The sequence below is a fragment of the Arthrobacter sp. NPDC056493 genome, from assembly GCF_042795115.1.
GTDB lineage: Bacteria > Actinomycetota > Actinomycetes > Actinomycetales > Micrococcaceae > Arthrobacter.
Genome location: NZ_JBHTSL010000005.1, coordinates 76,783 through 103,297, shown reverse-complemented (window position 1 = coordinate 103,297; position 26,515 = coordinate 76,783). Strand labels below are relative to the sequence as shown.

The window sequence follows — 26,515 nt, the reverse complement described above, 5'->3', positions numbered from 1 at the left end:
ATGCGCCGGCACATTCTTGCCTGGTCCGCAGTAAAACCGGCTAGTGGGACGCCCTGCCCGTGGCCTTCCGAACGTCCTTCTTCCGTTTGGTGACCTCGGGATGGTGTCTTGAAAGGGCGATTACCCCCACGATAGCAAGGGTTGCCGCCGTACCCATGGCAATCGCCTGAACGGCGTGGACATCGGGGCGCAGCTCGCCAAGGATCGTGATGCCGATCGCGATGCCCACAATGGGATCGACCACGGTGAGGCCGGCGATCACCAGATCCGGCGGACCGGTGGAGTATGCGCTTTGAACGAACCAGGAACCCAGTCCCCCGGCCGCGGCGATGGCCACCACCGAATACCACGGCACGTTCAGCAGGAACAGGCCGTTCGGGTCCAGCAGGTGTTTGCCGATGATCCGCGTCAGGACGGCCACGAAACCAAACAGGATGCCGGCACCCAGGATGTAAATGAACGCGCTCATGCGGTGCTTGAACATGGCGGCGAGGCTGCCGAAGATGCCCACCGCCAGGGAAAGCAGCAGCACAATCGTGAGTTCATCCTCAGGCGTGACGTGGTGGCTTTCCTGCGTGACATTGACGGCCAGCAGGACGAACAGTGCCGATCCCGTCACGCACGCGGTGATTGCCACCACGGTGGCGCGGTTAATGCTCAGGCCCTGGTCTTTGGTGTTGACCACGGTGGTGATCACCAGGGCAATTGCGCCGATCGGCTGAACCACCGTCAGCGGTGCTGTGACCAGCGCCACGGCGTTCATCGCCATCCCCAGGCACAGCAGGAGGAGGCCGAAGACCCACCTGGGGTTCCGCAACAGGCGGAGGAATCCGTTGGAGCTCAGCGCCAGGCCGCCGGTATCCGCCTTGACCGCACTGCCCTGGCGCTGGGCACCAAAGGCGAGGCAAAAGGCGCCCATGACCGCGAGCAAAACCGCAACCCAGACCATCAGCCGTTCCCGCCGTCGTCGGCCGCCAACATTTTTCCCTTGCGTTGGATCGCCCAGAAATAGTTGTAGGCAGCAATCCAGTGGCCGACGAGCCCCAGCCCCAGAACCACCCAGGCGGCGACAAACCATGCTCCGGCGAACGGAACGGGCAGCTTGGACAGCACCAGGAGCGGAGTTCCGAGCAGGAGCAGGCCGGTGCGGGCCTTGCCCACGAGGCTGACGGGAAGGTCAGGGTGGCCACGGAAGTAGAACAGCGACATGCCCAGCAGGACGGCGTCGGGAACCACCAGCGCTGCCAGGTACCACCATTGAACGACGCCGGCGATCACCAGGGTGACCGCTACAGCAATCATGGCCAGCCGGTCCGCGATGGGGTCCAGAACGCGTCCCAGTTTGGAGGTCTGGTTGAAGCGCCGGGCAACGTAACCGTCCACCCAGTCAGTGCTGCCCATGATGGCCAGTACCAGCACGGCCAATCCATATTCCTTCTGGGCCAACACGAGCCAGATGAAGATCGGCACGCCCATGAAGCGCAGTACCGTGAGGAGGTTGGGGACGGTGTAGACCAGATCGCGATCGACATGCGGCTGCCCGGGACGGGAACCAGCGCCGATGAATCTCATCAGGCCTCCCTCTCCGCGGCCGGCGGCCTCTTACAGTCTTCGTTCAGGGCAAGGCTCAGCTCTTGAAGAGTTTCCGCAGCAGGGTGAGCAGGACGGCGGTGGAAGCGGCGAGGGCAAGGAGCGGCTTCCACCGCGCCTCGAGCTGTCCGGGCAGGGAGCCTTCCGGCGCACCGGAACGGGCCGACGCCGACAGGGCGGCAAAGTGTTCGGCCGCACGTTCGCGGGCTTCCTGGAACTTCTCGTTGCCTTCCGCGGCGCGGTGCCTGGCGATGCCGAGCAGGGCCTGGGCCTGGGTCTTGACGTCCAGTTCCTCGCCAAGCTCATCGCGCACACCGGTCAGGTGTTCGCGGCGCTGCTTCAGGCGGCGGCGGAGTTCGGGCTCGGTGGCCACGGGAACGTCCACTGCCTCGGCAGCCTTCTTCGCTTCCCTGTCCGCCTTCTCCTTGGCCTTCTCCGCGGCCTTTGCTTCCGCGGCGGCCTTCGCCTGGGGCGAGTTGGGATCAAGCACGGCGGCGTCGAAGTCCGAGCCCTCCTTGGCGATGCCCAGGTCGTGCTTGAGGCCGCGGACGGTGTCTTCCGGAATCAGCGGCATGGCCTGCTTGAACTTCCGGAGGCCGATGAGCCCGCCAATGAGCGCAATGAGCAGGAAGACCGCGCTGACCAGCAGAGCTGCCAGCCACGCGGGCATGATGGTGGCCAGCCCCATGATGGCGGCGACGACCATACCGGTGATGAGCAGGGCAAGGAAAACGGCGGCCACCCCGAAGAAGGCACCGGCGACACCAAGCTGCTTGCCTTTGCGCTTTGCCTCAATCTTGGCCAGCGCGATCTCATCGTTGAGTTGGCGGGGCACAAGCTTGAACACGAGTTTCAGGGTTTTTGGAAGCGCAGTGATACGCAGTCCTTGGTTGGTCCGCCCGCTGTGACGCCCGCTCATAGGTTCCGCCTAACTGGTTCCGTCGTCGATTTTTCTTCGCTGCCGAGGGGGTTTCCGGTGCATCCGCGCGCCCCCGCTGACAAAACTATCATTCAGGGTCTGCCGGAACTTCTGGAAATAGCCCCGGCGAGCCCTCCAACGCTGTAAAAGTCTGATCTGTCAGCCCTAGGATGGTTCTCTGTGACCACCACCAACCCGGGCGATGCGCTCAGCCGCCGGCAGAAATTCCTCTACATCCTTCTACTCGGCGCCCTGACCGCCCTCGGGCCGTTCACGGTGGACCTCTACCTCCCCGCGTTCCCTGCCCTGGAGGCGAGCCTCAACGTCTCGGAGGCCGCCGTCCAGCTGACCCTGACCGGCACCACCGTGGGCTTTGCCCTGGGGCAGTTGGTGGTGGGGCCCTTCAGCGACAAGTTCGGGCGCCGGCTCCCGCTGATCCTGGCGACCGCCCTGCACATCGCCGCTTCGCTCGGCGCGGCGCTTTCCACCGACATCGCCACACTCGGCGTGTTCCGGGTCCTGATGGGCATCGGCGCAGCCGGCGGCGGCGTGGTGGCGATGGCCATGGTCCGCGACCTGTTCAGCGGCTATGCCATGGTCCGGATGTTCTCCCGGATGGCATTGGTCAACGGGCTCGCGCCCATCCTGGCGCCCGTCATCGGGTCCCAGCTTCTCCTTGTCATGCCGTGGCCGGGCATCTTCGTGTTCCTGGCCTGCTACGGCACCGCGGTCATTGTCGCCGCGATCGTGCTGGTCCGGGAGACGCTGCCACGGGAGAAACGGGGCCAGTCCGGCCTGACGGCCCGGCAGCGGTACGGCGTGCTCTTCTCCGACCGGATCTTCGTGGGACTGCTGATGCTGGGCGGAATGAACTTCGGCGGCCTGTTCACGTACCTGTCGGCGTCCCCGTTCCTGTTCCAGGACGTCTTCGGGTTTTCACCGCAGCAGTACGGCCTGCTCTTCGGTATTAACTCGCTGGGCATCGTTGCGGGGGTCCAGACCAGTTCCCGGCTGATCAGGCGGGTCCCGCCGCAGTGGATCCTTGCATGCTCCACCGCCTGGATGTTCCTGATGGCCGTGCTGATCGTCGTGTTCGACCAGCTGGGGTTCGGGCTCTGGGGGGTCATGGTTCCGCTGTGGTTCTACATCCTGGGCACCGGTTTCACGTTCCCTTGCGTGCAGGTCCTGGCGCTGGCCAGCCACGGGGCCCAGGCCGGCACGGCTGCGTCCCTGCTCGGCGCGTCCACCTTCCTGATGGCGGGCATCATCTCCCCCGTCGTGGGCTGGCTGGGAGGACACTCCGCCACTCCCATGGGCGCCGTCCAGGCCTGCTGCATCTTCCTCGCAGCGGCCGCCCTGTGGCTCGTGGTCCGGCCCCGGACTGTGCCTTCCATCCACTGAGTCCTTCCACCCGCCGAGTTTCCGCCGGGTTGCCGGCGGAATTCTTAGGCCGGGCCAGCAGGGAGGCGCATCCAGCCACGGGCGCTGCGGCCACGGCGGGTAGGCTGGCACCATGACCCGCAAACCCCACCGCAACGGCCGAGGACTGTTCCTCGGCGCCATCCTCGGCGCCGTGGCGGGCTTCTTCGCCGGCAGGATGATGGGCAACGCAGCGCTGGGCATCCTGCTGGGCGCCGTCGTCGGTTCTGCGCTCCTGTACCGCGTCAATCCCGGGCCGTGGAACAGACCCTGACCCGCCGCTTCCCCGGAGCCACGCGGTGCCTCCTGGCCGGGGCGATCGACGCCGGGCCATCTGTTCGCCTGGGTACCTGAGCGATAAAGTTGTTACGTGCCCCACTGGCAGGATCATCCCCCACTCCCGGCCACGTGGCAGCGGTGCGACTCCGGCATTCTGCCGTTGTGGTGGGACCGGCTGTGTACACAGACCAGTGCGCAGTCGGCAGCGCTCTATGCGGCAGGACTTTTCACCGAGGACCGGCGCCGGCCCATAGCCCAGTGGTTCAACCCGGCTTTCAAGGCCGCCCTGCTGGTGGCCCCCGAGACCTCCCCCGAATGGCCCGTCCAGCGGTTCGGCATCTTCTATGCACCGCCCGACGGCGGCTTCACGCGAGTGCACTCCTCTCCCCACGAGTGGCACCCCCGAGAACCGCGGAAGTCCCCCACGGAGCGGGAGGCGTTCGAGGCTGCCATAGCCGAGGCAGAGCGCTTCCTGCAGGTGGAGATGGATTTCGTCTGACACTGCCGTTTCTGACATTGCCCGTCCGTCGTTGCCGCCTGGCCGGCCGCCGAGTCACATAAAACAAAAAAGTCCCGCGGCCGGCTCTGGGGCCAACCGCGGGACTGTGCGCTCCTCCTGCTGGACTTGAACCAGCAACCCTTCGATTAACAGTCGAATGCTCTGCCAATTGAGCTAAGGAGGAATGAAGCAGGTATGACATTAGCAAACGTTCGGCCGCAATGTGAAATCGGCGCCAACACTGGGCGCAAATACCCCTCCGGGGTATAAAAAAGTCCCCGTTCCGGAACCCGGAACGGGGACTGTGCGCTCCTCCTGCTGGACTTGAACCAGCAACCCTTCGATTAACAGTCGAATGCTCTGCCAATTGAGCTAAGGAGGAATGAAGCGGGTACTAGCCTAGCAAACACCCGGCCCGGAAACGAAATCGGCGTTTTTCTAGTTGTCGGAGCGGAGCGCGCGGCGCTCCATTTCAAGCATCATGAGCTCCCGGTTCAGCTGCTGGAACTCCTCGGGGTGGGCCGCGGCATCCAGCCGCTGCAGCTGCCCCAGCTTGTCCGCCTTCACACGGGTGATCTGCAGCTCGAACAGCCTGGCGAGGATGTCCCGGCAGTACTTCTGCACCGCTTCCGCGGTATGGGCCGGCAACGGAACCACCGCGAGCTCCGAAACCAGCGGCTGCAATGGCTCGGGTACCTCCTGCCGCAGGGCTTCCACCCATTGCACGGCGTCGCCGGAGAAGCCGGGAGCCGTGGCACGGATGGCATCGTGGATGGCCTGGTAGGCGGGCGTAGCGAACCGGGCGGTTGCGAACCGTTCCCAGGCTTCGCCGCCCAGCATTGCCGGCTCCTGCAGCGCCACCTCGAGGGCCTGCCGCTCCATGGATGCCACCGGGTCCCGGGGATCCGGACGGTGGAAGGACGGCAGGACGCCCGACGGCGGGAGCGCCGCTACGCCGGGCACGTTCTGGCCGCTGCCCTGGGCTGCGTTGTAGCCGGCACCGTTTGATCCAGCCCCGTTTGATCCGGCCCCGTTGTATCCGGCACCGTTTGATCCGGCCCCGTTGTATCCGGCACCGTGGGAGCGGCGCGCCGCCCCGCCGGCTTGCGCTCCGCCACCCGCTGCACCGGGCGCCTGAGCCCCGGCCGCCGGTGTACCCGGTGCCCCGCGTTTGGCGGCGGCCGCCACAGCGCGGCTGACGTCCTCAATGGGCATTCCCAGCCATCCCGCCAGTTCCCGGGCATAGCCGGGCCGGATTGCCGCGTCCCGGATCTGGGCCACGACCGGTGCGGACTCCCGCAGGGCGGCCACGCGGCCTTCGACAGTGTCCAGGTTGTGGCGCCGGAGCGAGGCCTTGATGGCAAACTCGAACAGCGGCTTCCGCGAGCTGATCAGATCGCGGACGGCGGCGTCACCACGCGTCTGGCGAAGGTCGCAGGGGTCGGCCCCGGTGGGTTCGACGGCCACGTAGGTCTGGGCCACGAAGCGCTGATCCTCTTCAAAGGCCCGCAGGGCCGCCTTCTGGCCGGCTGCGTCGCCGTCGAAGGTAAAGATGACCTCTCCCCCGGTGCCGTCGTCGGACAGCAGGCGGCGGGCAATCTTGATGTGGTCGGCGGCGAACGCCGTACCGCAAGTGGCCACCGCCGTCGGAATGCCCGCGAGGTGGCAGGCCATGACATCCGTGTAGCCTTCCACCACCACCAGCTGCCGGTCCCTGGCGATATTCCGCTTGGCAAGGTCGATCCCGTACAGCACCTGGGATTTCTTGTAGAGCGTGGTTTCAGGGGTGTTGAGGTATTTGGGGCCCTGGTCGTCCTCGTAGAGCTTGCGCGCGCCGAAGCCAATGGTGTCGCCGGCGATGTCCCGGATGGGCCAGATCAGGCGGCCCCGGAAACGGTCGTAGATCCTCTGCTGGTTGCCGTGTCCCCCGGCGGAGAACATCCCGGTGAGCTTCAGCTCGGGATCGGTGAATCCACGGCCGCGCAGGTGCTTGAGCAGCGCGTCCCAGCCCTGCGGTGCGTAGCCGACGCCGAATTGATCGGCTGCTGCCCGGTCGAACCCACGCTGCTGGAGGAACTTCCGGCCCTCGGCCGCGCCTGCCGTGAGCAGCTGGGCGCGGAAGAACTCGTCGGCGATCTTATGGGCGTCCAGGAGCCGCTGGCGCTTGCCGACTTCCTCGCGGCTGGGACCGGTGCCGCCGTCCTCGTAGCGGAGCTCGTACCCGATCCGCGCGGCCAGCTTCTCCACCGCCTCGTGGAAGGAGGTGTGGTCCAGTTTCTGCACGAAGGAGATGACGTCGCCGTCCTCGCCGCAGCCGAAGCAGTGGTAGCGGCCCACCTGCGGGCGGACGGTGAACGACGGCGAGCGCTCGTCATGGAACGGGCACAGGCCCTTGTAGGAGCCGAGGCCGGCGCCCTTGAGCGTGACGTAGCCGTCAACGACTTCCTTGATGTCCGTGCGCTGGCGGACTTCATCGATGTCTTCCCGTTTAATCAGCCCAGCCACGAAGCAATCCTAGTCTTTGGCAACGCGGCAGGATCCCCGGATCCTGCCCTATGTGGACTGGTGCGTCCAATCTCACCACAGGGACGGCAGGCTGCCCACGAGCCGTTCGTACATGGCCAGCGCGGAGCCGTCCGTCAGCGATGCCACCTGGTCGATAACCACGCGGAGCCGGGCGCCGTCGTCGGGCGCTTCCCGCCAGTCCGCCGCGAACATGGGCTCGAGGTGGCGGTCCCCGGAAGCGTTCAGCGCCGTCACCAGGGCGTGGAGCACCTCGCGCTGGCGTTCGTAGATGGGCTGCCGGTGGTCCGTGGTCATCACGAAGGTGGTGGCCAGGCCCTTCATCACCGCGATCTCCAGGACGGTCTCCTCCGGAACCATGAGCTCGGCGTTGTACCGGGTCAGGTTCGCAGGGCCGTAGACGGCGCGGGTGGTCTCCAGCGCGCTTTGGCAGAACCGGCCGATGAGCTGGCTGGTCATGTCCTTCAGCGCCGCCATGGACTTGCGGCTGCCGTCCGCCTCGCGCACCCAGACGTCGGTGGCCTCCAGCCTTGCCAGCGCTGCGTCGATGGCAGCAGGATCGTTGTGCGGCAGGTACCACTGCCTGGCGTAGCCCACCACGCGCGCCCGGTGGTCCGGGTTGTCCATCCAGCGCAGCTGGAAGTGGCCGGCCACGATCGCGTCCTCAACGTCGTGAACCGAGTAGGAGATATCGTCCGCGAGGTCCATGACCTGCGCTTCGAGGCAGGAGCGCCGTTCGGGGGCGCCTTCGCGGATCCAGCTGAAAATGGGCAGATCGTCCTCGTATGCGCCGAACTTGCTAGTGCGCTGGCCGTGGATTACCGGGGCGTCCAGGGCGGACCACGGGTACTTCGCGGCCGCGTCCAGGCTTGCCCGGGTCAGGTTGAGTCCGGCAGGCCTGCCCTCCGGGTCGAGGACCTTCGGTTCGAGCCGGGTGAGCAGGCGCAGGGTCTGGGCGTTGCCTTCAAATCCGCCGATCGCGTGGGCCATCTCGTTGAGCGCCGATTCCCCGTTGTGCCCGAACGGCGGGTGGCCGAGGTCATGGCTGAGGCAGGCGGTATCCACCACATCGGGATCGCAGCCCAGGGTGCGGCCCAGTTCACGGCCCACCTGCGCCACTTCGAGGCTGTGCGTCAGCCGGGTGCGGACAAAATCGTCGGTGTCCGGTGCCACCACCTGTGTCTTGGCACCGAGCCGGCGCAGCGCCGAGGAGTGCAGCACGCGGGCGCGGTCGCGCTCGAAGTCCGAGCGGTACGTGCTCTTGGGCGGTTCCTCCACCCAGCGGGCGGAATCGTGGGCTTCGTAGCCCGGCAGGGCCTGCGGGGTGGTGCGGGCGTCCGCCAGCCGGATTTCAGCCACCTGACACATCCAGTTCCGCCGCGGCGATGTCGCGCGACTGGTCCTCGTTCAGCTGGCGGCTCAGCAGCCAGTCCTTGGGCAGGGCCGGTCTCTTGGGCGAGCCTGCGCGGCCGCGCGGCCCTTCGGAATCGATGCCGGGATACGGCAGGTCCATGTCCAGCTGCGCCAGCAGTTCGCGGAGCACCTCAAGCGTCGGCACGGTGGCCAACTGGGCCCGCAGTTCGCCGCCCACCACGTAGCCCTTGAAGTACCAGGCCATGTGCTTGCGGATCTCCCGCAGCGCCTTGTATTCGTCGTTGCCAAAGGTTTCCACCATGAGCTCTGCGTGCCGGTACACGCCTTCGGCCACCTCGCGCAGTCCGGGCCGGTGCCGCTTGTCGCTGCCTTCGAACGCCGCCTGCAGGTCGCCGAACAGCCAGGGCCGGCCCTGGCAGCCGCGTCCCACCACGACGCCGTCGATGCCGGTCTCGCGGACCATGCGGACAGCGTCCTCGGCCGACCAGATGTCTCCGTTGCCGAGCACCGGGATGTCCGGCAGCGCCTCGCGGAGACGGGCGATGGCGGACCAGTCCGCCTGGCCTGAGTAGAACTGCGCCGCTGTGCGGCCGTGAAGGGCGACGGCGGCAACACCGGAGTCGCGCGCGATCCGACCGGCGTCGAGGTACGTCAGGTGGTCATCGTCGATGCCCTTGCGCATCTTGATGGTCAGCGGGATCCCGCCCTTGGACGCCTCGCGGACGGCCGTCTGGACGATGGAGGTGAAGAGGTCGATCTTCCAGGGCAGGGCCGACCCGCCGCCGCGCCGGGTGACCTTGGGCACGGGGCAGCCGAAGTTGAGGTCGATGTGGTCCGCCCGGTCCTCCTCCACCAGCATGCGCACCGCGGCGCCGACTGTTACGGGGTCCACGCCGTAGAGCTGGACGGAACGGACTTTCTCGTCGTCGTCATGCGAGATAATGCGCAACGATTCCGGCGTACGCTCCACGAGGGCACGGGAGGTGACCATCTCCGCCACGTACAGCCCGCCGCCGTATTCACGGCAGAGCCTGCGGAAGGCAGTGTTGGTGATTCCGGCCATGGGCGCGAGCACCACCGGGGTGTCCACGGTGATGGGGCCGAGTTTCAGCGGCGGAAGTTCCAGCCGGGGGGCGGGAGGCGTTGCTACAACAGTCACCCGTCCATTGTCTCAAAGTCGGGCAAATCGGGCAGAATTCCGGGCAGGATGCCCACGGCGGCAACTCATCGCCCTCGATTTAACCCAGCTGTATTAGATCCCGATGCGTCTAATCACGCTGCCGCTAATCACGCTGGGCGGCACGCCGTCCCCGCCGGGTAGCCGGCGGCGCATCCGTTTCGGCACGTTCCCGGCCAGCCACCGCCGCCGCGGCCGCAAGCGCGCCGGTGTCATCGACGTCGTCGGCCGTTATGGCGGCATGGCCGCCCGGCCGGTGACCAGCATCTGACGGGCGTGGCAATTCAGCTGACCCGGGCAGTGCGGCCGACCCGGGCAGTGCAGCCGGCCGCACACCCGTGGCCTTGACTACCAGCACGGCGATCAGCGTGGTGACCGGAATCGCCAGGACCAGGCCGATCGAGCCGACCAGCGTCCGGATGACCTCCTCGGACAGTTCGGCACTGGTCAGCGCCTCCCCCAGCGGACGGTTGTAGAGCATCACGATGATGAGGATGGGCAGGGCGGCGCCGGCGTAGGCGAAGGCAATCGTGTAGACGGTGGAGGCGATGTGGTCGCGGCCGATCCGCATGGCCGACGAAAAAAGCTTCCGTGCACTCGTGTTGGGTGCGAGTTCGTACAGTTCCCACACCGCGGAGGACTGCGTGATGGTGACGTCGTTCAGCACGCCGAGCCCGGAGATGATGAGGCCGCACAGGATGATGCCGGAGATGGAGATGTTGTCCGAGATGTTCACGAGCGTGGCGGCGTCGTGGCTTCCGACGCCTGCGAGGTTCGCCGCATCGGTGGCCCAGGCCGCAAGAAGCGAGGTGATGCCGAGCCCGAAGATGGTGCCCAGCAGCGCCGTCGAGGTCCGCGCCGAGAATCCGTGCGCGAAGTACAGGACCCCGATCATGATCACGGTCGAGCCGACGAGCGCCAGCAGAAGCGGCGGCTTGCCCTCCACGAGGCCGGGGAGCATGAAGCTGACCAGCACGAAGTAGGCGCCGACGAGGCCGATCAGGGCACGCAGCCCCCGCCAGCGCGCCACGGCCACCACCACGACGGCGTAGAGGATTGCCAGCAGGATGATCGGCGTGGTGCGGACAAAGTCCACGAAGATGTACGACGGCGACCCCTGGGCCGCCGGGGCATCGGCGCCGGTGGCGGCCGCCTGGGCGTGGGACAGGTTGAGGTATCGGATGTTGTCACCCACCTTCACGCCGTGCGACTTGGCGATGTCCGGGTTGATGACCACCTTGACCGGGTTGCCGCCCTTGTCCGGCTCGGTGAAGGCGAAAGTGCACTGCGAGCCGCCGCCGGTGTTGCCTTGGGCTGTACCGTCCTGGGCCGCCGCGTTGTCCTGCGCTGTGGCCGGCGTGCAGCTCTCCGTGACCACGCGCTGGATCCGCCCGGTGTCGAAGGTGACGCCAGGAGCGGCGGCATACGGGTTGGCCAGGGTCAGGCCTTCCCTGTTACCCGAGGGCCACAGCGCCGCCATGGCGGCGAGCGTCAGGAGGGTCAGCGGAATCAGCACCGCAGCCAGAATCCTGTTTGCTTTCCTCCGGGCAGCCATCGCTTCCGCCGTTGGCTCCGAATGCCCTGTATGACCGTGGGAGTGACCTGCACCCATCAGCAGCTAGACCTCATGCTTGAACTCTACGGCGGCGGCCATAGGGTTGATAAATGGACGACGAAGTGTCGGAGGATGCAAGAGTGAGGCAACACCGGACCCACCACCAAGCGGCGCTGACGGTTTTGGCACCGTCCGGACCCGCCCGCGGCGTGGCCCTGGTGCTGCATGGCGGCAAGTCGCACAGCTTCCAGCCTGTCCAGGCCAGGCATCTGAGCCCTGCGCGGATGGTGCCGTTTGCCCGCCACCTGCACGCGGCCGGCCGGAAACACGGTCTGGCGGTCTGGATTCTACGGAACAGTGTGCGCGGCTGGAACGGCGAGGACATGACGCCGCTGAAGGATGCCCGCTGGGCGCTGGCCAGGATCCGCGCGGAGCACCCCGGCGTGCCCATCTACCTGCTGGGGCATTCGATGGGCGGCCTCACCGCGATCTGCGCCGCTGACGAACCGGACGTGGACGCCGTGGTGGCGCTGGCCCCGTGGCTCGATGATGCCACCCCCGCCTCCGCTGTCACCGGGCGGAAGGTCCTGATCGTGCACGGGGACGAGGACCGGTGGACGAGTCCGTCGGCCTCACTCCGGTTCGCGCGCCGGGCGGCGCCGGAAGCGGCGGAGTTGCGGTACGTCTCGCTCCGCGGGGCCGGGCACTTCATGCTGCGTCGGGTCGGACTGTGGCACAGGCTGGCCACCGGGTTCCTGATGAAGGCCTTCACCGAACGGACCGGAGTTCCCGGGGCGGGGTCCCCAGCCTCCGCCGCCGCCCTGGACAGGGTGCTTCCCCCGTCCGGGGAGGCATTGCCGTTGGTCCTCTGAGAATTGGTGTCCCGTGAGAGTTGTGAAGGGCAGTGGTGAGGTGGCGATTCTCGTGACCGGACCGGCTTCATGAGCCCGTTTCCGCTGGCGGCGTTCCTCGCCAGCCTGCCCTGGGCGGCGCTGGGTGTGGTGCTGGTGCTTGCCGTCACGTACGCCGTGGCCATCCATCCCGCGGCCGGTGGCCAAGCGCGGCACTCGGTGATGGACGTGGCCTGGGGCCCGGGCTTCGTCGTGATTGCGGTGATCTCCTTTGTTCTCTCGGCCGGGGAGGGCGACGGCGGCAGGCGTGCGCTTCTGCTGGTGCTGACGGGCATCTGGGGAACCCGGCTCGGCACGCACATCGGCCGCCGGGCCCGCGGCGGCCATGAGGACCCCCGCTACGTGGCGGTGCTCAAAGGAGCGCCCGGGTCCCGGAACGCCTACGCTCTCCGTCGCGTCTACCTGCCACAGGGCCTCGTGATGTTCTTCGTCTCGCTGACCATCCAGGTGGGAATGTTCGCCACCGGTCCGTTGGGGCCTCTCGCCGCGGCGGGTTCGGCGGTGTGGCTGACCGGGTTCATCTTCGAGTCCGTCGGCGACAGGCAGCTGGAGCAGTTCAAGGGCGACCCCGCCCAAAGGGGAACCGTCCTGAACACCGGCCTGTGGCGCTACACGCGGCACCCCAATTACTTCGGCGACGCCGCCGTCTGGGCGGGGCTGTTCCTCATCGCTGCCGAGTCCTGGCCCGGCGTGCTGACAGTCCTCTCCCCCGCACTGATGATCTGGACGCTGGCCGCCAAGACCGGGAAGCCGCTCACCGAGAAGGCCATGTCGGGCCGGCCTGGCTACCGCGAATACGTGGAGTCCACCAGCGGTTTCTTCCCATGGCCGCCGCGGCGGCACTGACGCGGGGACACTCACATGCCATGGACCCCAGCCGCCAGCGACCGCTTCTACCGCCTCCTCGTCCGGACCGGCCTGTTCCTGCAGTGGCTGTTCCGGATCCGCCTGATGGTGACCGGGCAGGAAAACCTGCCGGACAGCAAAGTAGGCGCCGTCGTCGCCATCACTCACTTTGGCTACCTGGACTTCGCGGCCGCCGAACTCGTGTTGTGGCGCCACAACCGCGGGCAGCTGCGGTTCATGATCCATCAGGGAGCCGCGGACCACTGGCTCGCGGGTCCCTTCATCAGCGCAGCGGGCCAGGTGGTGGTGGGCTACGGTTCGCGGACCGGCGCCTATGACGCCGCCGTGGCAAGTCTGCGCGCCGGTGAGTATCTGGCCGTCATGCCCGAGGCCGGCGTCAGCCGCAGCTTCAAGGTCCGGGAATGCAGGACGGGGGCGGTGCGGATGGCGGCCGAGGCGGGCGTGCCGCTGATTCCGGTCTCGGTCTGGGGCGCCCACCGGATACTGACCCGCGGCAAGGGCCTTCCGCTGCACCGCATCCGGCGCGCGCCGGTCCGGGTGCATATCGGTGAGCCGTTCCATCTGCCCGCGGACCTGGACCCGGAGCGGGAAACGTCGCGGCTCCGCAGGACGCTCCAGGCGGGAATCGACGCCGCCATCGCCAGCTTTCCCGTGGCGGCGCGGCCCGGCGACTGGTGGATGCCGGCGGACCTCGGCGGCGGCGCCATCTCCGAGGCGGAACGCCAAAGGCTCGATGCGGCTGATCTGGCGAGGGACCGGCGTCGTACTTCCCGAACAACAGCGGCCCCAAGGGTGAATCCCCCAGCCCAGTAGCAGCACAGGGCGTTCCCAGGTCTGGGAACGCCCTGTGCTGCTACATAGATGGGCTGCTAGATAGATGGGTCAGTCGGAGACGACGGACGTCTCCGCGCCCTGGCGGCGGGCCTTGCCCGCTTCCATCAGGGGCCCGACGACGGCGCGCAGCGCTGCCATCGAATCGTCCACTTCCATGAGCACCGGGTACTGGTACGCGATGAGGGCCAGAAGGTCACGGACCGCTGCCTGGGCCTCCTCGGCGTCCAGCTCCGGCTCGTGGCCGAGGAACACATCGGACGGGTGATCGGAACTGCCCTGCGCATAGCTGATCGCGAAGGCCTGGATCCTGCCCTTGCGGCTGGCCGGCACACCTGATCCGAAGGCGCTGGCTTTCGGGCCGCGCAGCACAATCGCGCCGTGCGCGCCGCTGAGCTCATCAAGGAACAGCCGCTGCACGGTGCCGATGCCCAGTTCGCCCGGGCTGTCCCAGCCGTGGACGGACGAGTAGTACCGGCCCACGACGTCGGAAAGCTCCACCGAACCGGTGGCCAGGTCCTCGATGCGCTCCGACGCCGCTTCCTCGGAACCGTCGCCGAAGACCGGGAGTTTCAGGGCCGCCGGCTCCACCACGACGAGCCGGGTGTGCTGGATGGGGGTGAGCCCCGCCGCCTCCGCGAAGGCGGCGCCGGTGGTGCCCGGCTCCACCTTGCAGCGCAGACGGGTAACGCCCGACGGCGATCCCTCCGCCTCACGGCGCAGCATCATGAGCAGTGTGGAACCGATGCCGGCCCGGCGGTGGTCCCTGGCCACTTCGACGTACACCCACAGCCGCTCCGGGTGCAGGCTGGCCTCGTGGACAACACCGGCGGCAACGGGGATGGCCACGCCGTCAACGAGGTCCTCGGCCACGATGCAGCGCCGCCACGGCGCGTTGCCGGAGGGCGCGAGGGTGCCGCGGAACTGCCCCGCCTGGTCGGTTTCCGGGTCGCCCCAGACTTCAAGCAGGGCGAGGTCGTCGCCTTCGCGCCATTCGCGGTATTGGATCGCCACGGCTAGGCGCCGATCAGCCGTGCGGCCAGGTAGCCCTCCACCTTGTCCAGGGACACGCGTTCCTGGCTCATGGTGTCGCGTTCACGGATGGTGACCGCCTGGTCTTCGAGCGTGTCGAAGTCCACGGTGATGCAGAACGGGGTGCCGATCTCATCCTGGCGGCGGTAACGGCGGCCGATGGCGCCGGCGTCGTCGAAGTCGATGTTCCAGTTCTTGCGCAGCTGGGTGCCCAGGTCCTTGGCCTTCGGGGAGAGGTCCTCGTTGCGGCTGAGCGGCAGCACCGCGGCCTTCACCGGGGCGAGCCGCGGGTCCAGCTTGAGCACGGTGCGGACGTCCACGCCGCCCTTGGCGTTGGGGGCCTCGTCCTCGGTGTAGGCGTCGATGAGGAAGGCCATGAAGGACCGGGTCAGGCCGGCGGCGGGCTCAATCACGTACGGGGTGAAGCGTTCGTTGGTGGCCTGGTTGAAGTAGCTGAGGTCCGTGCCGGAGGCCTTGGCGTGCGTGGAGAGGTCGAAGTCCGTGCGGTTGGCGATGCCTTCCAGCTCGCCCCACTCGGAGCCCTGGAAGCCGAAGCGGTACTCGATGTCCGTGGTGCCCTTGGAGTAGTGGCTGAGCTTTTCCAGCGGGTGCTCGAAGAAGCGCAGGTTTTCCTCGCGGATGCCCAGGCCGGTGTACCAGGACATGCGCTCCTTCATCCAGTACTGGTGCCACTCTTCGTCCGTGCCCGGCTCCACGAAGAATTCCATTTCCATCTGCTCGAACTCCCGGGTGCGGAAGATGAAGTTTCCGGGCGTGATCTCGTTGCGGAAGGACTTGCCGATCTGGCCGATGCCGAACGGCGGCTTCTTCCGGGACGTGGTGAGCACGTTGTTGAAGTTCACGAAGATGCCCTGCGCGGTTTCGGGGCGCAGGTAGTGCAGGCCTTCCTCGCTGGCCACCGGGCCCAGGAAGGTCTTCAGGAGGCCGGAGAATTCCTGCGGCTCGGTCCATTCGCCGCGGGTTCCGCAGTTGGCGCAGGCGATGTCCTTGAGGCCGTTCTCGGCGGGGCGGCCCTTCTTCTCCTCGTATTCCTCTTCGAGGTGGTCGGCGCGGTAGCGCTTGTGGCAGGAGAGGCACTCGACGAGCGGGTCGGAGAAGACGTCCACGTGGCCGGAGGCTTCCCATACCTGGCGGGGCAGGATGACGGAGGAGTCCAAGCCCACCACGTCCTCGCGGCCGCGCACCACGGACTGCCACCACTGGCGCTTGATGTTTTCCTTCAGCTCGGCACCGAGGGGTCCGTAGTCCCAAGCGGAACGCGAGCCTCCGTAGATCTCGCCAGCCTGGAAAACGAAGCCTCTCCGCTTGGAAAGGGAAATGACCTGGTCGAGGACGGATTTTGCTGCCATGGGGAACTCCAATTTCTACAGGGCCGCTGGGTGCGGTCCGCGGTGTCTCTGGCCCTGGACCGCGGCTGGATGCCGGGCGGGGGCGTGTGCAAGGGAAAAACTGTGCAGGAAGCTGCGAGTCCTAGCCTACCGGGACCTGCCTCCGGAAGGTGCCTCACCTCAGGAAGGCACCCTCACCTCCGAAGGGCGCCCCTACCTCCGAAGGGCGCCCCTGGGCCAGGGCAACGTGGCCACGACGATGGCCGCCAGGGTCAGCAGGGTCCCCAGAACCGTGGCTGCCTGCACCACGGTGCCCGGCGTGGGCACCAGCAGGTCCAGGCCGAGCGACCCCAGCAACTGCCCGGCGATCATGCCGAGTCCCGTCACCAGCACGCCGAGGCTGCGCACCAGCAGCGCACCCAGGCCGATGAACACGCAGCCCATGGGCCCGCCGAGGTAGTACCACCACTCCCCCGGCAGCGGGTTGGCCGGCCCGGCGACGGCCACCTTGACGGACCAGGCAACCCACAGCACGCAGGTGCCGGCGATGAAGTTGACCAGCGTGGCCGCGATCGGCGTCCCGTAGTGCACGGTGGCGGTGCCATTCATGGCTTGCTGGAAGCTCATGAGGAAGCCTGCAAGAACCGGCAGGATGATCGGCAGCAGGAGCGCCGTGGGATCGGCCGCCCCGGCGCCCGCGGCGCCTGCACCGGCCGCGCCCGCAGCACCGCCGGCGAAGCGCGGTGAAACGGCCCACGAGACGGCGGCAATGGTGAGGATGCAGCCGATGACGCGGATGCCGGTCACTGACTTCTTCCCGGCCGGGCCGATGCCCAGGCGGTCCACTAGCAGGCCGCTGAGCGTTTGTCCCGTGACGGTGGCCACGGTAAAGAGGGCGATGCCCAGCAGCCCCACGGTGAAGGACTGCGCGAAGACGAAGAAGGCGCCGATGCCCCCGGCGAGCGCGTAGTACGGCGGGAAGCGGCGTTCACGCAACGCGGGCAGGATCCGGGCGAGGCCCGCCCTCCCGCGCGGAGCCAGCAGGGACACGATGACCATCACGATCAGCCCGGTGCTGAAACTCACGACGGCGGCGGCGATGCCGTCACCGAGGCGGGCGCCAAGGGCCCCGTTGATGCGCCCCTGGACGGGAATCGCAAGGCCGGAGGCCACGGCCATCGGAAGGCCCACGGCAAGGGGCAGCCGGGGTGCATGGGTCATTCGTTTCACCTTACGTCAGGCATGATTACTGGTATGAGTAACCCGGAAATCGAAGAGATCCCCATCCGCGACACCATGATCCGCCTGGGCCAGCTCCTGAAGCTCGCCAACCTCGTGGAGGACGGAGTGGAGGCAACGGAGCTGATCAAAAACGGCCTGGTCAAGGTCAACGGTGAGATCGACGACCGGCGCGGCCGGCAGCTTCACAACGGGGACACGGTGACGGTGAACGGCCAGACCGTCCGGATCAGCGCCCCCCAGGGTTAAAAAAAGCTACTGCTTCAGCACCTCGTGGGTGAGGAACTCGGACACGTGCCCGACTTCCTGGGCGTTGATGCCGTGCCACATGCCCGTGTAAAGGACCTTGGTCAGCTTCACGTGCTTGCGCACCCACCCCATCGTGTACTCGATCTTGTCCGGCGTGATGACCGGGTCCTGCTGGTCCCGGCCCCAGAACAGCGGCACCGTTCCGTCCAGTTCGGCGTCCCTGAACCCGCCGTCGGAATCCGCATTGACCACAAAACCTGAAAGCCCGACGACGGCGGCAAAGTCAGCGGGCCGCTGCCGCAGCAGCGTGGTGGCCATGGCCATCCCCATCGAGAACCCGAGCAGCGTGACGGACGGGTGGTTGGCTTTGACCGTGTCCAGCCAATCCAGGACGTACACCGAAGCTGCCTTGACGGCGTCGACTGAATATTCGATCGAGCCGGTCAGCGGGAACCAGGAAAAGCCCGGTCCCATGGCGATGGGTGCCCGGACCGAGGCCACCGCGAAGTCGTCCGGGAGCATGTCGGCCAGGCTGAGGAGGTCCTGCTCGTTGGCGCCGTAACCGTGGAGCAGGACCAGCAGTGGTTTGCCGGCCCTGGCTTCCTCGGGCTTGGACCACAGAACAACGGGGGCAGGAAAGGAGTCGGCTAAAGTCATGGCTCCATTCTTACAGTTACCCACAGGTAACAACCTACGGTGGCGTAGCCAAGCGGTGACGGTACAGGATGGGAGGGTGAGCGGAACCGAGCCCATGCAACAAGCCCCAGAGCCCATGGTAGGAACGGATGAGCCTGCTGCCCGCCACCCCTGGAGCCGGTACGTGGCCATGGGTGATTCCTTCACCGAAGGAATCGGCGACCCCGAACCCAGCAGCCCGGGCGGCTACCGCGGCTGGGCAGACCGGGTGGCGGAAGAGCTTGGACGGGGCCATGAGGATTTCGCATACGCAAACCTCGCCGTGCGGGGACGGCTGCTGCAGCAGATCGTCGACCAGCAGCTGGCGCCCTGCCTGGCCCTCAAGCCTGACCAGGTGACGCTTTCCGCCGGCGGCAACGACCTCATCCGGCCCGGCGGCGACCCCGATGCCCTCGCCGAACGGCTCGACCCGGTGGTGCAGATCCTGGCGATGAGCGGCCCCACCGTGGTGCTGTTCAACGGCCCGGACACAGGATCGTCGGTGCTGGGCCGGATCCGCAGCAAGGTGGCCATCTACAACGAGAACCTCCGCACCATCGCCGCCCGGCACGACGCGGTCATCGCCGACATGTGGTCCCTCCGGCAGCTGAAGGACCCGCAGATGTGGAACGAGGACCGGCTGCACTTCTCGCCGTTGGGACACCACACCATTGCCGCCATGGTGCTCGAGGCCCTGAACGTCCAGCACAGCCTCGAGCCGCTCGCGCCGAAGCCGCTGCCGCCGCGCAGCTGGCGCGAGGCCCGCAGCGAAGACCTCGTCTGGGCACGGGAGTATTTTGTGCCGTGGGTGGTCCGGCGCCTGCGCCACAGGTCATCCGGCGACGGCATCAGCCCCAAGCGGCCGACGCCGGGACCCGTCTTCGGTCCGGGGGTTCCGTTGGGTTCGGGCGAGGGGCCGTTGGGTTCGGGCGAACGGCCGTTGGGCCTGGGTGATCCCGTCCGGCAGTAGTTTGGCTGAGGTGCCGAGGGTGACTGAACTGCCAAAGGTGAGGAGCGGCGTCGGGCATGGAACCACGTGAGGTGCTGCGGACCCGGCTCGCCGGCCAGCAGCTGTGGGAGCGCCGGGCAGCGACGGCGGAGGAAGCCCTGAAGAACCTGCTGGCCGTACAGGCGCAGGAGTTTCCCTATGCGCGCTGGTCCCTGGCCCAGCGGACGACGGGTGCCACCGTGGAGGATGTGGAGCAGGCGGTTGCCGACGGACGGATTCTCCGGACCCATATCCTGCGGCCCACCTGGCATTTCGTGCACCGCGACGACCTGCCGTGGTTGCGTGCCCTTTCCGAGCCCCGGCTGCACCAGGCAAACGGCGGCACGTACCGCAGGACCGGAATCGACAATGATGCAGCTTCCAGGAGCGCCGACGTCCTGGCGGAAGCGGTGGCCGGCGGAGTGCACCTCACCCGCGAGCAGTTGGCCGCCAGGCTGCAGGGTGCCGGCTTCCCGGGCAAGGGACTCGCCCTCGCGTACCTGATCATGCATGCCGAGATCAGCGGGGTGCTGGTGAGCGGCACGCCCGTCCGAAGTGCCGGCGGAGCGCTGCGGCAGACGTATGCAGCCTTCGATGAGCGCGTGGCCGGGGGCGCCCCGGCCGCTGTGCTCTCGCGGGAGGAGTCGTTGGCGGCCCTGGCGCTGAGGTATTTCGGGAGCCGGGGGCCTGCCACTGTCCGGGACTGCGCGGACTGGTCCGGACTCACGATGAAAGATGTGCGCAAGGGGTTGGCGCTGGCGGAGGAGATTGCTCCGGGCGCCATCGTTGCCGCCAGCTTCGACGGCGCGGAATTCTATCTCCGGCCGCCGGAGTGTGGCCCGGAGGCGTTGGGGCTGCGCAAGGAAGCGGGGCGCGGGGCACCAACGCAGCGCGGCGGATCAACGCGGCCCCGTCATGGCCTGCCGCAGATCGACCTGGTCCAGTGCTACGACGAATACATCATGGGCTATTCCGTCTCACGGCATTATTTCGGCGGAACCGCGCCGGCCTATCCCTTTGGCGACAATCCCATGCATGTGGTCCTGCTCGACGGACTGCTGGCGGGCTCCTGGCGGCATTCGCTGGTCCGGCGGGGGTCCGCCACAGAGCGCTGCGAGCTGGACATCCGTATGTCCCGGCCGCTGGGGCATGCCACCGAACGGGCGCTCGACGTGGCGGTGGCCAGGTACGGGGACTTCCTTGGCATGCCGACACTCCGGATCCCGGTGGGCACCTGACGTCCCCTGCAGCGTTCCCGTGCGGCTGTCCCGTGCAGGCGTGCGCTCCGGACGCTGGCGCGCTCCCTCACAGGACTAAGCTGGAATGGACACTCACTGAGAGGCCCCACCGTGCTCGACTTGTTTTTCTGGATCATCATTCTGGCCGTCCTGGTTCCCATGGGCATGCGGATGTACCGGAGGTCGGTCCAACGGCGGAACCAGGGGCCCGGCCTGCCCGGGCAGTACCCCGGTCAGTTTCCCGACCAGTTCCCTAACAACGGCGAGGACCAGTTCGGCAACCAGCCGGGCAGCCCGTTTGGTGGCCCGTTCCAGAACCGCCCGGACAACCGGCCGCGGGACGGCTACACGCAGCAGGACTACTTCGGCGGCGGACTTGGATTCCCCCAGCGCAGTGGACGTGAAGAGCTTCCGCCCCTGAATCAGCCCTACCCGGATCAGCAGTACCCGCCATACCCCCAGCCTGGCCCGAACCAGTCATATCCGAACCAGCCGTACCCCAGCCAGACCGGCCCCGGCGGAGCTGGTGTTCCGCCTTGGCAGCAGGGACCGGTTCCCTACGAGGACAGCCCGGAATACCGGGCCAACCCGCCCCAGCCACAACAACAGAGCCCGGCCCCGACCACTGGGGCAGCCCCTGCAACTCCCCCGCCGCCGTCGGCTCCGCAGGGGTTCCGTGCACGGAAACTGGCTGAGCTGGACCAGCAGTACAGCGACGGCAAGATCTCCATGGAGGAGTACATGGCCCGGCGCAACGACATCATGAACGGCTAGCCGGCGACGGTCATGGTCACCGGGCCGCCGTTGCGGGTCGAGCGCTAGCGTGATGGGTCGAGCCTGAGCGTGATGGACGACGCCGTCTGCGGTCCGCCGCACGGACCCGGCTCACGTGCCGGTTGCCAGTCTATTGGCACCTTCCTTTCCGCGAGGGTTTTGCCCGCGGAGTCGAGTGTCCGGACAGTAACAGTCCCGGGATTATCCGTCTCAAATCCAAAACGCCAAGATTCCGCGCCGGTTTTCTCAACTGTGATTCGGCGTTCGACCGGTCCAAGGCCCGGGGGGAACCCGAGACCATTGGCCCCGGTTGGAGTAGCGGTGGCGGTTGGAAGAACGGGTTCCGGGGCTGGCCGGGCCGTTGCCTGCGAACACGCGTCCGGAGTGCACAGCTGCACCCAGGCCACGTTTCGGGTGTCCCCGTCCAGGATCACATTGACCGAGTTGATCCAGGCCATTGCCGGGCACGTGGCCCCGCATCCCGTCACCGGCAGGAGCACCGGCAGTAGGAGTGCGAGGCATGCAGTGGGTCTCAACCGCGGCATGCGGACAGCTTAGATCCGGCCACGCCCGGAAGATAGGTGCCCAATACGGTGCGCCTTCGGACCGGTCCCTGATGGCTGGCTGACCGGCACGGGCGGAACCCCCGCCCCGGAAGTCCGCCTACGCTACAAGCGGATCCTGATGACGCGCACGGTCGAGGGATCTGGCGCGCTGAAGCAGCTCCCGCTTGCGGCCACGGCGAGTCGCCATAGCCCGGGTCCCCGCCCGGAGCGGCGGTGCAGCCGAGTGGTAGGTGTCGGGTGACCGGGGATCAAAATTGTTGGCCATGGCAGGGTCATTGAGCCTGGCCATTATCTGTGGTGGCCAGTGTGGGGGTTCCCAGTCGGGTTGTTCGCTGGGGTAATGCCTGCCGGTGGGTGAGGTCCAGCCGGGTGGGTCGTTGGCGCTGGCAGCGGTGGGTGTCCAGGTAGAGCCGTGTTTGAGCCGGTGATGTTTAGGGCATGGTTGGCCGAGGTTGCTGATCCCGGTGGGTCCGCCGCGTGCCCAGGCCAGGAGGTGGTCGGCGTCGTTGTCCAGGGAGTGGTTGTTGCAGACCGGGAACGAGCACTTGGCGTCCCGGAGCCTCAACCATTGCCTGAGTGGTTTGGGGATCCGGTAGCTGGTTCGTCCGATTTCCAGGGGCACGCCGTCACGGGGGTCGGTGAGCACCCTGCGGAATGACGATGCCCCGTCGGCGACGAGCGCACGGGCCATGGAGGGCGGGATCGGCCCGTAGCCGTCGAGCATGGCCGTTTCCTCGGTCAGGCCGAGCAGGGACAGCGCCGGCACGGTGATCAGGACCTGCGCCGCGGGCGAGGGCACACCGCTGGCCGACCGGGAACCGGCGGGACCTTCGTCACCGGCGCCGTTGCCGGCTGCTGCGGTGCCGGCCGGCGTGTGTTCGAGGCCTGCGGTGAGCAGCCAGGTCGCGGCGACGTCGGCGCGGAGCTGGGTGAGGGTCCTGGCCTCGGCCGGTCCCTGCATGGCCCGGGCTGCGGCGGTGCTGCGGTCCCAGATCCCCGCAGCCTGGTCCGCGGGCAGGTAGGCCGAGAACCAGGCCATGCCATCCTGATCCGGACAATATTCCACCCGCCGGTCCGCCGCGCTGCGGGCGTGGCGTTTTTCGATGCTGACCGGGTGGTGCCGCTCCCGCCAGGTGCGGACCTTCGCCCGGAACCGGCACGGGACGAGGTCGCCGGCTTGCATACCCCGCGCCGCGTTCGGAGCGGCGGAGTCGAGGAAATGCGCCTCCAACGCTGCCGCCCCGGCGGGGTCAAGATTCACGGTCTCGTCCACCATGATCCGGGCGTGCTGCCACGAAATGGTGCCGGCCCGGAGCGCGGACAGCGTCAGCGGCAGGTCCGTGGTCAGCACATGGGCCTCTGACAGCAGCGCACCCGCGGCGCGTTCGCTGATGGTCAGGACACCGGCCACTTCGGCGGTCACGGCCATGTCCCTGACGGTGCGGTCCTGCGGGGAAGCGGCCGGCGGCGTCATGGCTTTCTCAGCGTTGGCGTAGCCGGCGACGAGCTGCACCTTCAGGGCCGCGAGGCGGGCCTCCACTTTGGCCAGCTCGGCCAAACCGTCAAGGTGGGCGTCGGCCTGGTCCCGCAGCGGATCAGCCGCGCCCGACGCCTGGCCACCCGTCACGGGGACGTTTCCCGTGGCGAGATCAACGAAAGCAGCCAGTGCAGAAGTAGAGGCCTCGATGGCCTCCATCGTCTCCACAGCTGCACTGCTTTCCATACCCGAAGCATCTCACCGGCCACTGACAATTTAGCGACATGGGGTTGCACCCGGAAAAGGGACAGCCCGCGGCCCGCTGCTTGTGGCTGCGGGACGCGGGCTGAGGCGCAGGCCGGTCGTAACCGGCCCAAACTCAAGGTCTGATGTAAACCGAGTTTCGAGTTTAGTCGATCTGCGGGAACCCCAGGTCAATCACCGAGGTGGACGGATCCGGCCAGCGGGTGGTCACCACTTTGCCCCGGGTATAGAACCGGATGCTGTCCGGGCCGTACATGTGGGTGTCGCCGAACAGCGAGTTCTTCCAGCCGCCGAACGAGAAGGTGCCCACCGGTACAGGGATGGGGACGTTGACGCCCACCATGCCGGCATCGACGTCGAACTCAAACTGCCGCGCCGCCCCGCCATCGCGGGTGAAGATGGCCGTGCCGTTGCCGAACTCGTTCTCGTTGACCAGCCGGACGGCGTCGCTGTACGTGTCGACGCGGACCACCGACAGGACCGGGCCGAAGATCTCGTCGTCATACACCTTCATGCCCGGCTTCACGTGGTCCACCAGGCTGACGCCGATGAAGAAGCCGTCCGAATCGAACTGCTGCGAGCGGCCGTCGACGACGACCGTGGCTCCCTCGTTTTCGGCTCCCGCCACGTAGGAGGCCACGCGGTCCCGGTGTTCCGCGGTGATCAGCGGCCCCATCTGGGAGGCCGGATCGGTTCCCGGACCGATCTTGAGGCCAGCCATGCGGCTGGAAATCGCCTCGACAAGGTCGTCGGCGACGTTGCCCACCGCCACGAGGACGCTGACGGCCATGCAGCGTTCGCCCGCCGAACCGTAGGCCGCGGAAACCGCGGCGTCGGCAGCCATGTCCAGGTCGGCGTCGGGCAGCACCACCATGTGGTTCTTCGCGCCTCCCAGCGCCTGGACGCGCTTGCCGTGATCGGCCGCCCGCTTGTAGATCGACTGCGCGATGGGCGTGGAGCCGACGAAGCTCACCGCTTTCACGTCGGGGTGCTCGAGCAGGACGTCAACAGCTTCCTTGTCCCCCTGGACCACGTTCAGCACGCCGGCCGGCAGCCCCGCTTCGGCAAAGGCCTCGGCGATGAAAATGGCGGCCGACGGATCCTTCTCACTCGGCTTCAGAAGCACGGTGTTGCCGCAGGCCAGGGCGCTGCCGATCATCCACAGCGGCACCATGGCCGGGAAGTTGAACGGCGTAATGCAGGCCACGACGCCCACCGGCTGGCGGACGGAGTGGACGTCGATGCCGCTGGAGACCTGCTCGGAGCGCTCACCCTTGAGCATGTGGGACAGGCCGGTGGCGAACTCGATGTTCTCGAGGCCCCGGGAGATTTCACCTTCGGCATCGGAAAGGACCTTGCCGTGCTCACTGGTGAGAATCGCCGCGAGCTCGGGCTTGCGCTGGTTCAGAATCTCGCGGACCCGGAAGAAAATGTTGGTGCGCTTGGCCAGGCTCGTGGCCCGCCACGCCGGGAGCGCGGCGCGGGCGGCTGCGATGGCTTCCCCGGTCCGCGACGCCGAGGCGAGCGCCACCTGCTTCTCCTGTTCGCCGGTGGCAGGGTTGAAGACGGGGCCGAAGCGGTCTGCGTCGCTGACGCGGCTGCCGTTGATGAAATGGGGAATGGTTTCCACGGGAAGTCTCTTTTCGTGCGTTGCTTGGAGGTGTGACTGGAGATTGTGTCCTGAAGGGCCGGGCTACCTGGCCGAGTCCAGCGAGCCGTCGGCGAGCTTGATGATCATCGAGCAGTCCTTGCCCGCTTCGCCGGCGTCGATGAGCTGCTGGAACAGCTGCTGGACATGCTTGCCGATCTCGAGCGGCGTCCCGGTGTCCTCGGCGGCACTGATGGCGAGGCCGATGTCCTTGTTGGCCAGTTCGGTGGTGAAAGTGGGTGCGAAGTCATTGTTGGAGGCGGCCGTGGCCACCACGCCCGGCACCGGATACCAGGTCCGCAGTGCCCAGGAATCGCCGGAGGAAACGGACGCGATATCCCAGAAGACCTGCTTGTCCAGGCCCAGCCGGTCTGCCAGGACGGCACCCTCGGCGGTGGACGCCAGGTTGATGAAGAGCATCAGGTTGTTGCAGATCTTGGCCGCCTGGCCGGTGGTGGCGCCGCCGGTGGGAATGATGTTGGCTGCCATCGGGCCGATGAAGCCGGTGGCGTCTGCGACCGCGCCCGCTTCCCCGCCCACCATGAAGGTCAGCGTCCCTGCCCGGGCCCCGCTCATGCCGCCGGACACCGGGGCATCCACGAAGCGGAAGCCGGCGGCAGCGGCGGCGTCGTGCAGTTCCTGGGCGGACGCGATGTCGATGGTGGAGGAGTCCACCAGCAGCGTGCGGGTGTCCGCATGGGCCAGGACGCCGTCTTCGCCGAGGTACACGGCGCGGGCGTGCTCACCCTTGGGCAGCATGGTGAACACCACGTCCGCGCCGTCGGCGGCCTCGGCAATGCTGCCTACCGGCTTGACGCCGGCCTCCTCGGCGGCGGCGAGCGCCGCGGGATTGAGGTCAAAGCCACGGACATCGTGCCCGGCCTTCGCCAGGTTCGCGGTCATGTTGCCACCCATGTTTCCGAGGCCGATCCAACCGATGACTGCCATTCGTAAGCTCCTTTGCTACGGATCCGGCCGCCGGGGCCGGAAGGTCCGTGTCCACGATCACACCCTGCTAGAGTGCAATCAAGGGGAAAAAATACAGACAGTATGTGCACTGATGCACACAGAA

Annotated in this window: 24 protein-coding genes and 2 tRNA genes; 10 read left to right on the top strand and 16 right to left on the bottom strand. The window is 67.4% G+C overall.

The features are described from left to right. Nucleotides 1-40: 40 nt before the first annotated feature. The 3 genes from ACFQ50_RS03675 to ACFQ50_RS03665 are packed head-to-tail and all read right to left on the bottom strand — an operon-like array spanning nt 41 to nt 2,509. On the bottom strand, nt 41-949 hold the full coding sequence (locus ACFQ50_RS03675; protein WP_377994161.1) for a DMT family transporter: 909 nt from the start codon (nt 947-949) through the stop codon (nt 41-43). Then, the gene (locus ACFQ50_RS03670; protein WP_377994160.1) at nt 949-1,572 is read right to left on the bottom strand and encodes a CDP-alcohol phosphatidyltransferase family protein; all 624 of its coding nucleotides are present in this window, start codon (nt 1,570-1,572) and stop codon (nt 949-951) included. The genes ACFQ50_RS03675 and ACFQ50_RS03670 overlap by 1 nt, the downstream gene beginning before the upstream one ends. 55 nt (nt 1,573-1,627) lie before the next feature. Further along, on the bottom strand, nt 1,628-2,509 hold the full coding sequence (locus ACFQ50_RS03665; protein WP_377994159.1) for a phage holin family protein: 882 nt from the start codon (nt 2,507-2,509) through the stop codon (nt 1,628-1,630). Between the two features lie 180 nt (nt 2,510-2,689). On the opposite strand from ACFQ50_RS03665, the gene ACFQ50_RS03660 reads away from it, so the two are divergent. The 3 genes from ACFQ50_RS03660 to ACFQ50_RS03650 all read left to right on the top strand — a co-directional run bounded on the left by ACFQ50_RS03660 (nt 2,690) and on the right by ACFQ50_RS03650 (nt 4,706). After that, nucleotides 2,690-3,910 (top strand): multidrug effflux MFS transporter, encoded by a 1,221-nt coding sequence (locus ACFQ50_RS03660; RefSeq protein ID WP_377994158.1) that lies wholly within the window; start codon nt 2,690-2,692, stop codon nt 3,908-3,910. Between the two features lie 112 nt (nt 3,911-4,022). Continuing rightward, nucleotides 4,023-4,202, top strand: a complete 180-nt coding sequence (locus tag ACFQ50_RS03655; protein WP_377994157.1) for a hypothetical protein — start codon at nt 4,023-4,025, stop codon at nt 4,200-4,202. Nucleotides 4,203-4,298: 96 nt separating this feature from the next. Continuing rightward, nucleotides 4,299-4,706, top strand: a complete 408-nt coding sequence (locus ACFQ50_RS03650; protein ID WP_377994156.1) for a hypothetical protein — start codon at nt 4,299-4,301, stop codon at nt 4,704-4,706. A 111-nt stretch (nt 4,707-4,817) separates the two neighbouring features. On the opposite strand, the gene ACFQ50_RS03645 is transcribed toward ACFQ50_RS03650, so the two are convergent. From ACFQ50_RS03645 to ACFQ50_RS03620, 6 genes are all read right to left on the bottom strand, one after another. Beyond that, a tRNA-Asn gene (locus tag ACFQ50_RS03645) sits at nt 4,818-4,890 on the bottom strand. Nucleotides 4,891-5,015: 125 nt separating this feature from the next. Further along, nucleotides 5,016-5,088: transfer RNA gene (locus ACFQ50_RS03640), tRNA-Asn, on the bottom strand. A 56-nt stretch (nt 5,089-5,144) separates the two neighbouring features. Then, nucleotides 5,145-7,211, bottom strand: a complete 2,067-nt coding sequence (gene dnaG, locus ACFQ50_RS03635; protein WP_377994155.1) for a DNA primase — start codon at nt 7,209-7,211, stop codon at nt 5,145-5,147. Between the two features lie 72 nt (nt 7,212-7,283). Beyond that, complete coding sequence (locus tag ACFQ50_RS03630; protein WP_377994154.1) at nt 7,284-8,597, bottom strand: deoxyguanosinetriphosphate triphosphohydrolase; 1,314 nt, start codon at nt 8,595-8,597, stop codon at nt 7,284-7,286. After that, nucleotides 8,581-9,762, bottom strand: a complete 1,182-nt coding sequence (gene dusB / locus ACFQ50_RS03625; protein ID WP_377994153.1) for a tRNA dihydrouridine synthase DusB — start codon at nt 9,760-9,762, stop codon at nt 8,581-8,583. Before dusB ends, ACFQ50_RS03630 begins: the two co-directional genes overlap by 17 nt. 124 nt (nt 9,763-9,886) lie before the next feature. After that, entirely contained in the window at nt 9,887-11,335 is a 1,449-nt protein-coding gene (locus tag ACFQ50_RS03620; RefSeq protein ID WP_377994152.1) for a YibE/F family protein, read from the bottom strand. A gap of 110 nt (nt 11,336-11,445) precedes the next feature. Between ACFQ50_RS03620 and ACFQ50_RS03615 the strand changes: the two genes are divergently transcribed. The 3 genes from ACFQ50_RS03615 to ACFQ50_RS03605 all read left to right on the top strand — a co-directional run bounded on the left by ACFQ50_RS03615 (nt 11,446) and on the right by ACFQ50_RS03605 (nt 13,926). Continuing rightward, complete coding sequence (locus ACFQ50_RS03615) at nt 11,446-12,207, top strand: alpha/beta hydrolase (protein WP_377994151.1); 762 nt, start codon at nt 11,446-11,448, stop codon at nt 12,205-12,207. A gap of 69 nt (nt 12,208-12,276) precedes the next feature. Then, complete coding sequence (locus ACFQ50_RS03610) at nt 12,277-13,092, top strand: DUF1295 domain-containing protein (RefSeq protein ID WP_377994150.1); 816 nt, start codon at nt 12,277-12,279, stop codon at nt 13,090-13,092. Nucleotides 13,093-13,107: 15 nt separating this feature from the next. Beyond that, entirely contained in the window at nt 13,108-13,926 is an 819-nt protein-coding gene (locus ACFQ50_RS03605; RefSeq protein WP_377994149.1) for a lysophospholipid acyltransferase family protein, read from the top strand. Between the two features lie 69 nt (nt 13,927-13,995). On the opposite strand, the gene ACFQ50_RS03600 is transcribed toward ACFQ50_RS03605, so the two are convergent. The 3 genes from ACFQ50_RS03600 to ACFQ50_RS03590 form a co-directional block, all read right to left on the bottom strand. Then, entirely contained in the window at nt 13,996-14,958 is a 963-nt protein-coding gene (locus tag ACFQ50_RS03600) for a GNAT family N-acetyltransferase (protein ID WP_377994148.1), read from the bottom strand. Between the two features lie 2 nt (nt 14,959-14,960). Then, nucleotides 14,961-16,346 (bottom strand): glycine--tRNA ligase, encoded by a 1,386-nt coding sequence (locus tag ACFQ50_RS03595; RefSeq protein WP_102970794.1) that lies wholly within the window; start codon nt 16,344-16,346, stop codon nt 14,961-14,963. Between the two features lie 192 nt (nt 16,347-16,538). Next, a complete protein-coding gene (locus ACFQ50_RS03590) occupies nt 16,539-17,546 on the bottom strand; it encodes a DMT family transporter (RefSeq protein WP_377994147.1) in 1,008 nt (335 codons plus the stop codon). Between the two features lie 33 nt (nt 17,547-17,579). Here ACFQ50_RS03590 and ACFQ50_RS03585 point away from each other — a divergent pair, with 33 nt between their 5' ends. Continuing rightward, the gene (locus tag ACFQ50_RS03585) at nt 17,580-17,813 is read left to right on the top strand and encodes an RNA-binding S4 domain-containing protein (RefSeq protein WP_377949912.1); all 234 of its coding nucleotides are present in this window, start codon (nt 17,580-17,582) and stop codon (nt 17,811-17,813) included. A 6-nt stretch (nt 17,814-17,819) separates the two neighbouring features. Here ACFQ50_RS03585 and ACFQ50_RS03580 read toward each other — a convergent pair whose 3' ends face one another. Then, nucleotides 17,820-18,470 (bottom strand): alpha/beta hydrolase, encoded by a 651-nt coding sequence (locus ACFQ50_RS03580; protein ID WP_377994146.1) that lies wholly within the window; start codon nt 18,468-18,470, stop codon nt 17,820-17,822. A 94-nt stretch (nt 18,471-18,564) separates the two neighbouring features. Between ACFQ50_RS03580 and ACFQ50_RS03575 the strand changes: the two genes are divergently transcribed. From ACFQ50_RS03575 to ACFQ50_RS03565, 3 genes are all read left to right on the top strand, one after another. Further along, on the top strand, nt 18,565-19,458 hold the full coding sequence (locus ACFQ50_RS03575) for an SGNH/GDSL hydrolase family protein (RefSeq protein WP_377994145.1): 894 nt from the start codon (nt 18,565-18,567) through the stop codon (nt 19,456-19,458). A gap of 56 nt (nt 19,459-19,514) precedes the next feature. After that, nucleotides 19,515-20,714, top strand: a complete 1,200-nt coding sequence (locus tag ACFQ50_RS03570) for a winged helix DNA-binding domain-containing protein (RefSeq protein ID WP_377994144.1) — start codon at nt 19,515-19,517, stop codon at nt 20,712-20,714. A gap of 111 nt (nt 20,715-20,825) precedes the next feature. Continuing rightward, the gene (locus ACFQ50_RS03565; protein WP_377994143.1) at nt 20,826-21,488 is read left to right on the top strand and encodes a hypothetical protein; all 663 of its coding nucleotides are present in this window, start codon (nt 20,826-20,828) and stop codon (nt 21,486-21,488) included. 663 nt (nt 21,489-22,151) lie between these two features. Here the strand turns inward: ACFQ50_RS03565 and ACFQ50_RS03560 are convergent. The 3 genes from ACFQ50_RS03560 to mmsB all read right to left on the bottom strand — a co-directional run bounded on the left by ACFQ50_RS03560 (nt 22,152) and on the right by mmsB (nt 26,391). Further along, a complete protein-coding gene (locus ACFQ50_RS03560) occupies nt 22,152-23,777 on the bottom strand; it encodes a DUF222 domain-containing protein (RefSeq protein ID WP_377994142.1) in 1,626 nt (541 codons plus the stop codon). Between the two features lie 163 nt (nt 23,778-23,940). Continuing rightward, entirely contained in the window at nt 23,941-25,425 is a 1,485-nt protein-coding gene (locus tag ACFQ50_RS03555; protein ID WP_377994141.1) for a CoA-acylating methylmalonate-semialdehyde dehydrogenase, read from the bottom strand. A gap of 63 nt (nt 25,426-25,488) precedes the next feature. Beyond that, on the bottom strand, nt 25,489-26,391 hold the full coding sequence (gene mmsB / locus ACFQ50_RS03550) for a 3-hydroxyisobutyrate dehydrogenase (RefSeq protein ID WP_377994140.1): 903 nt from the start codon (nt 26,389-26,391) through the stop codon (nt 25,489-25,491). Between the last annotated feature and the right edge of the window lie 124 nt (nt 26,392-26,515).

Coding starts and splice junctions, on each gene's coding strand:
- ACFQ50_RS03665 (WP_377994159.1), bottom strand. CDS start 2,509: ATGAGCGGGCGTCACAGCGGGCGGACCAACCAAGGACTGCGTATCACT.
- ACFQ50_RS03620 (WP_377994152.1), bottom strand. CDS start 11,335: ATGGCTGCCCGGAGGAAAGCAAACAGGATTCTGGCTGCGGTGCTGATT.
- ACFQ50_RS03560 (WP_377994142.1), bottom strand. CDS start 23,777: ATGGAAAGCAGTGCAGCTGTGGAGACGATGGAGGCCATCGAGGCCTCT.
- ACFQ50_RS03590 (WP_377994147.1), bottom strand. CDS start 17,546: ATGACCCATGCACCCCGGCTGCCCCTTGCCGTGGGCCTTCCGATGGCC.
- ACFQ50_RS03630 (WP_377994154.1), bottom strand. CDS start 8,597: ATGTGTCAGGTGGCTGAAATCCGGCTGGCGGACGCCCGCACCACCCCG.
- ACFQ50_RS03605 (WP_377994149.1), top strand. CDS start 13,108: ATGCCATGGACCCCAGCCGCCAGCGACCGCTTCTACCGCCTCCTCGTC.
- ACFQ50_RS03570 (WP_377994144.1), top strand. CDS start 19,515: ATGGAACCACGTGAGGTGCTGCGGACCCGGCTCGCCGGCCAGCAGCTG.
- ACFQ50_RS03615 (WP_377994151.1), top strand. CDS start 11,446: ATGGACGACGAAGTGTCGGAGGATGCAAGAGTGAGGCAACACCGGACC.
- ACFQ50_RS03580 (WP_377994146.1), bottom strand. CDS start 18,470: ATGACTTTAGCCGACTCCTTTCCTGCCCCCGTTGTTCTGTGGTCCAAG.
- ACFQ50_RS03670 (WP_377994160.1), bottom strand. CDS start 1,572: ATGAGATTCATCGGCGCTGGTTCCCGTCCCGGGCAGCCGCATGTCGAT.
- ACFQ50_RS03675 (WP_377994161.1), bottom strand. CDS start 949: ATGGTCTGGGTTGCGGTTTTGCTCGCGGTCATGGGCGCCTTTTGCCTC.
- ACFQ50_RS03610 (WP_377994150.1), top strand. CDS start 12,277: ATGAGCCCGTTTCCGCTGGCGGCGTTCCTCGCCAGCCTGCCCTGGGCG.
- ACFQ50_RS03595 (WP_102970794.1), bottom strand. CDS start 16,346: ATGGCAGCAAAATCCGTCCTCGACCAGGTCATTTCCCTTTCCAAGCGG.
- ACFQ50_RS03575 (WP_377994145.1), top strand. CDS start 18,565: ATGCAACAAGCCCCAGAGCCCATGGTAGGAACGGATGAGCCTGCTGCC.
- mmsB (WP_377994140.1), bottom strand. CDS start 26,391: ATGGCAGTCATCGGTTGGATCGGCCTCGGAAACATGGGTGGCAACATG.
- ACFQ50_RS03585 (WP_377949912.1), top strand. CDS start 17,580: ATGAGTAACCCGGAAATCGAAGAGATCCCCATCCGCGACACCATGATC.
- ACFQ50_RS03655 (WP_377994157.1), top strand. CDS start 4,023: ATGACCCGCAAACCCCACCGCAACGGCCGAGGACTGTTCCTCGGCGCC.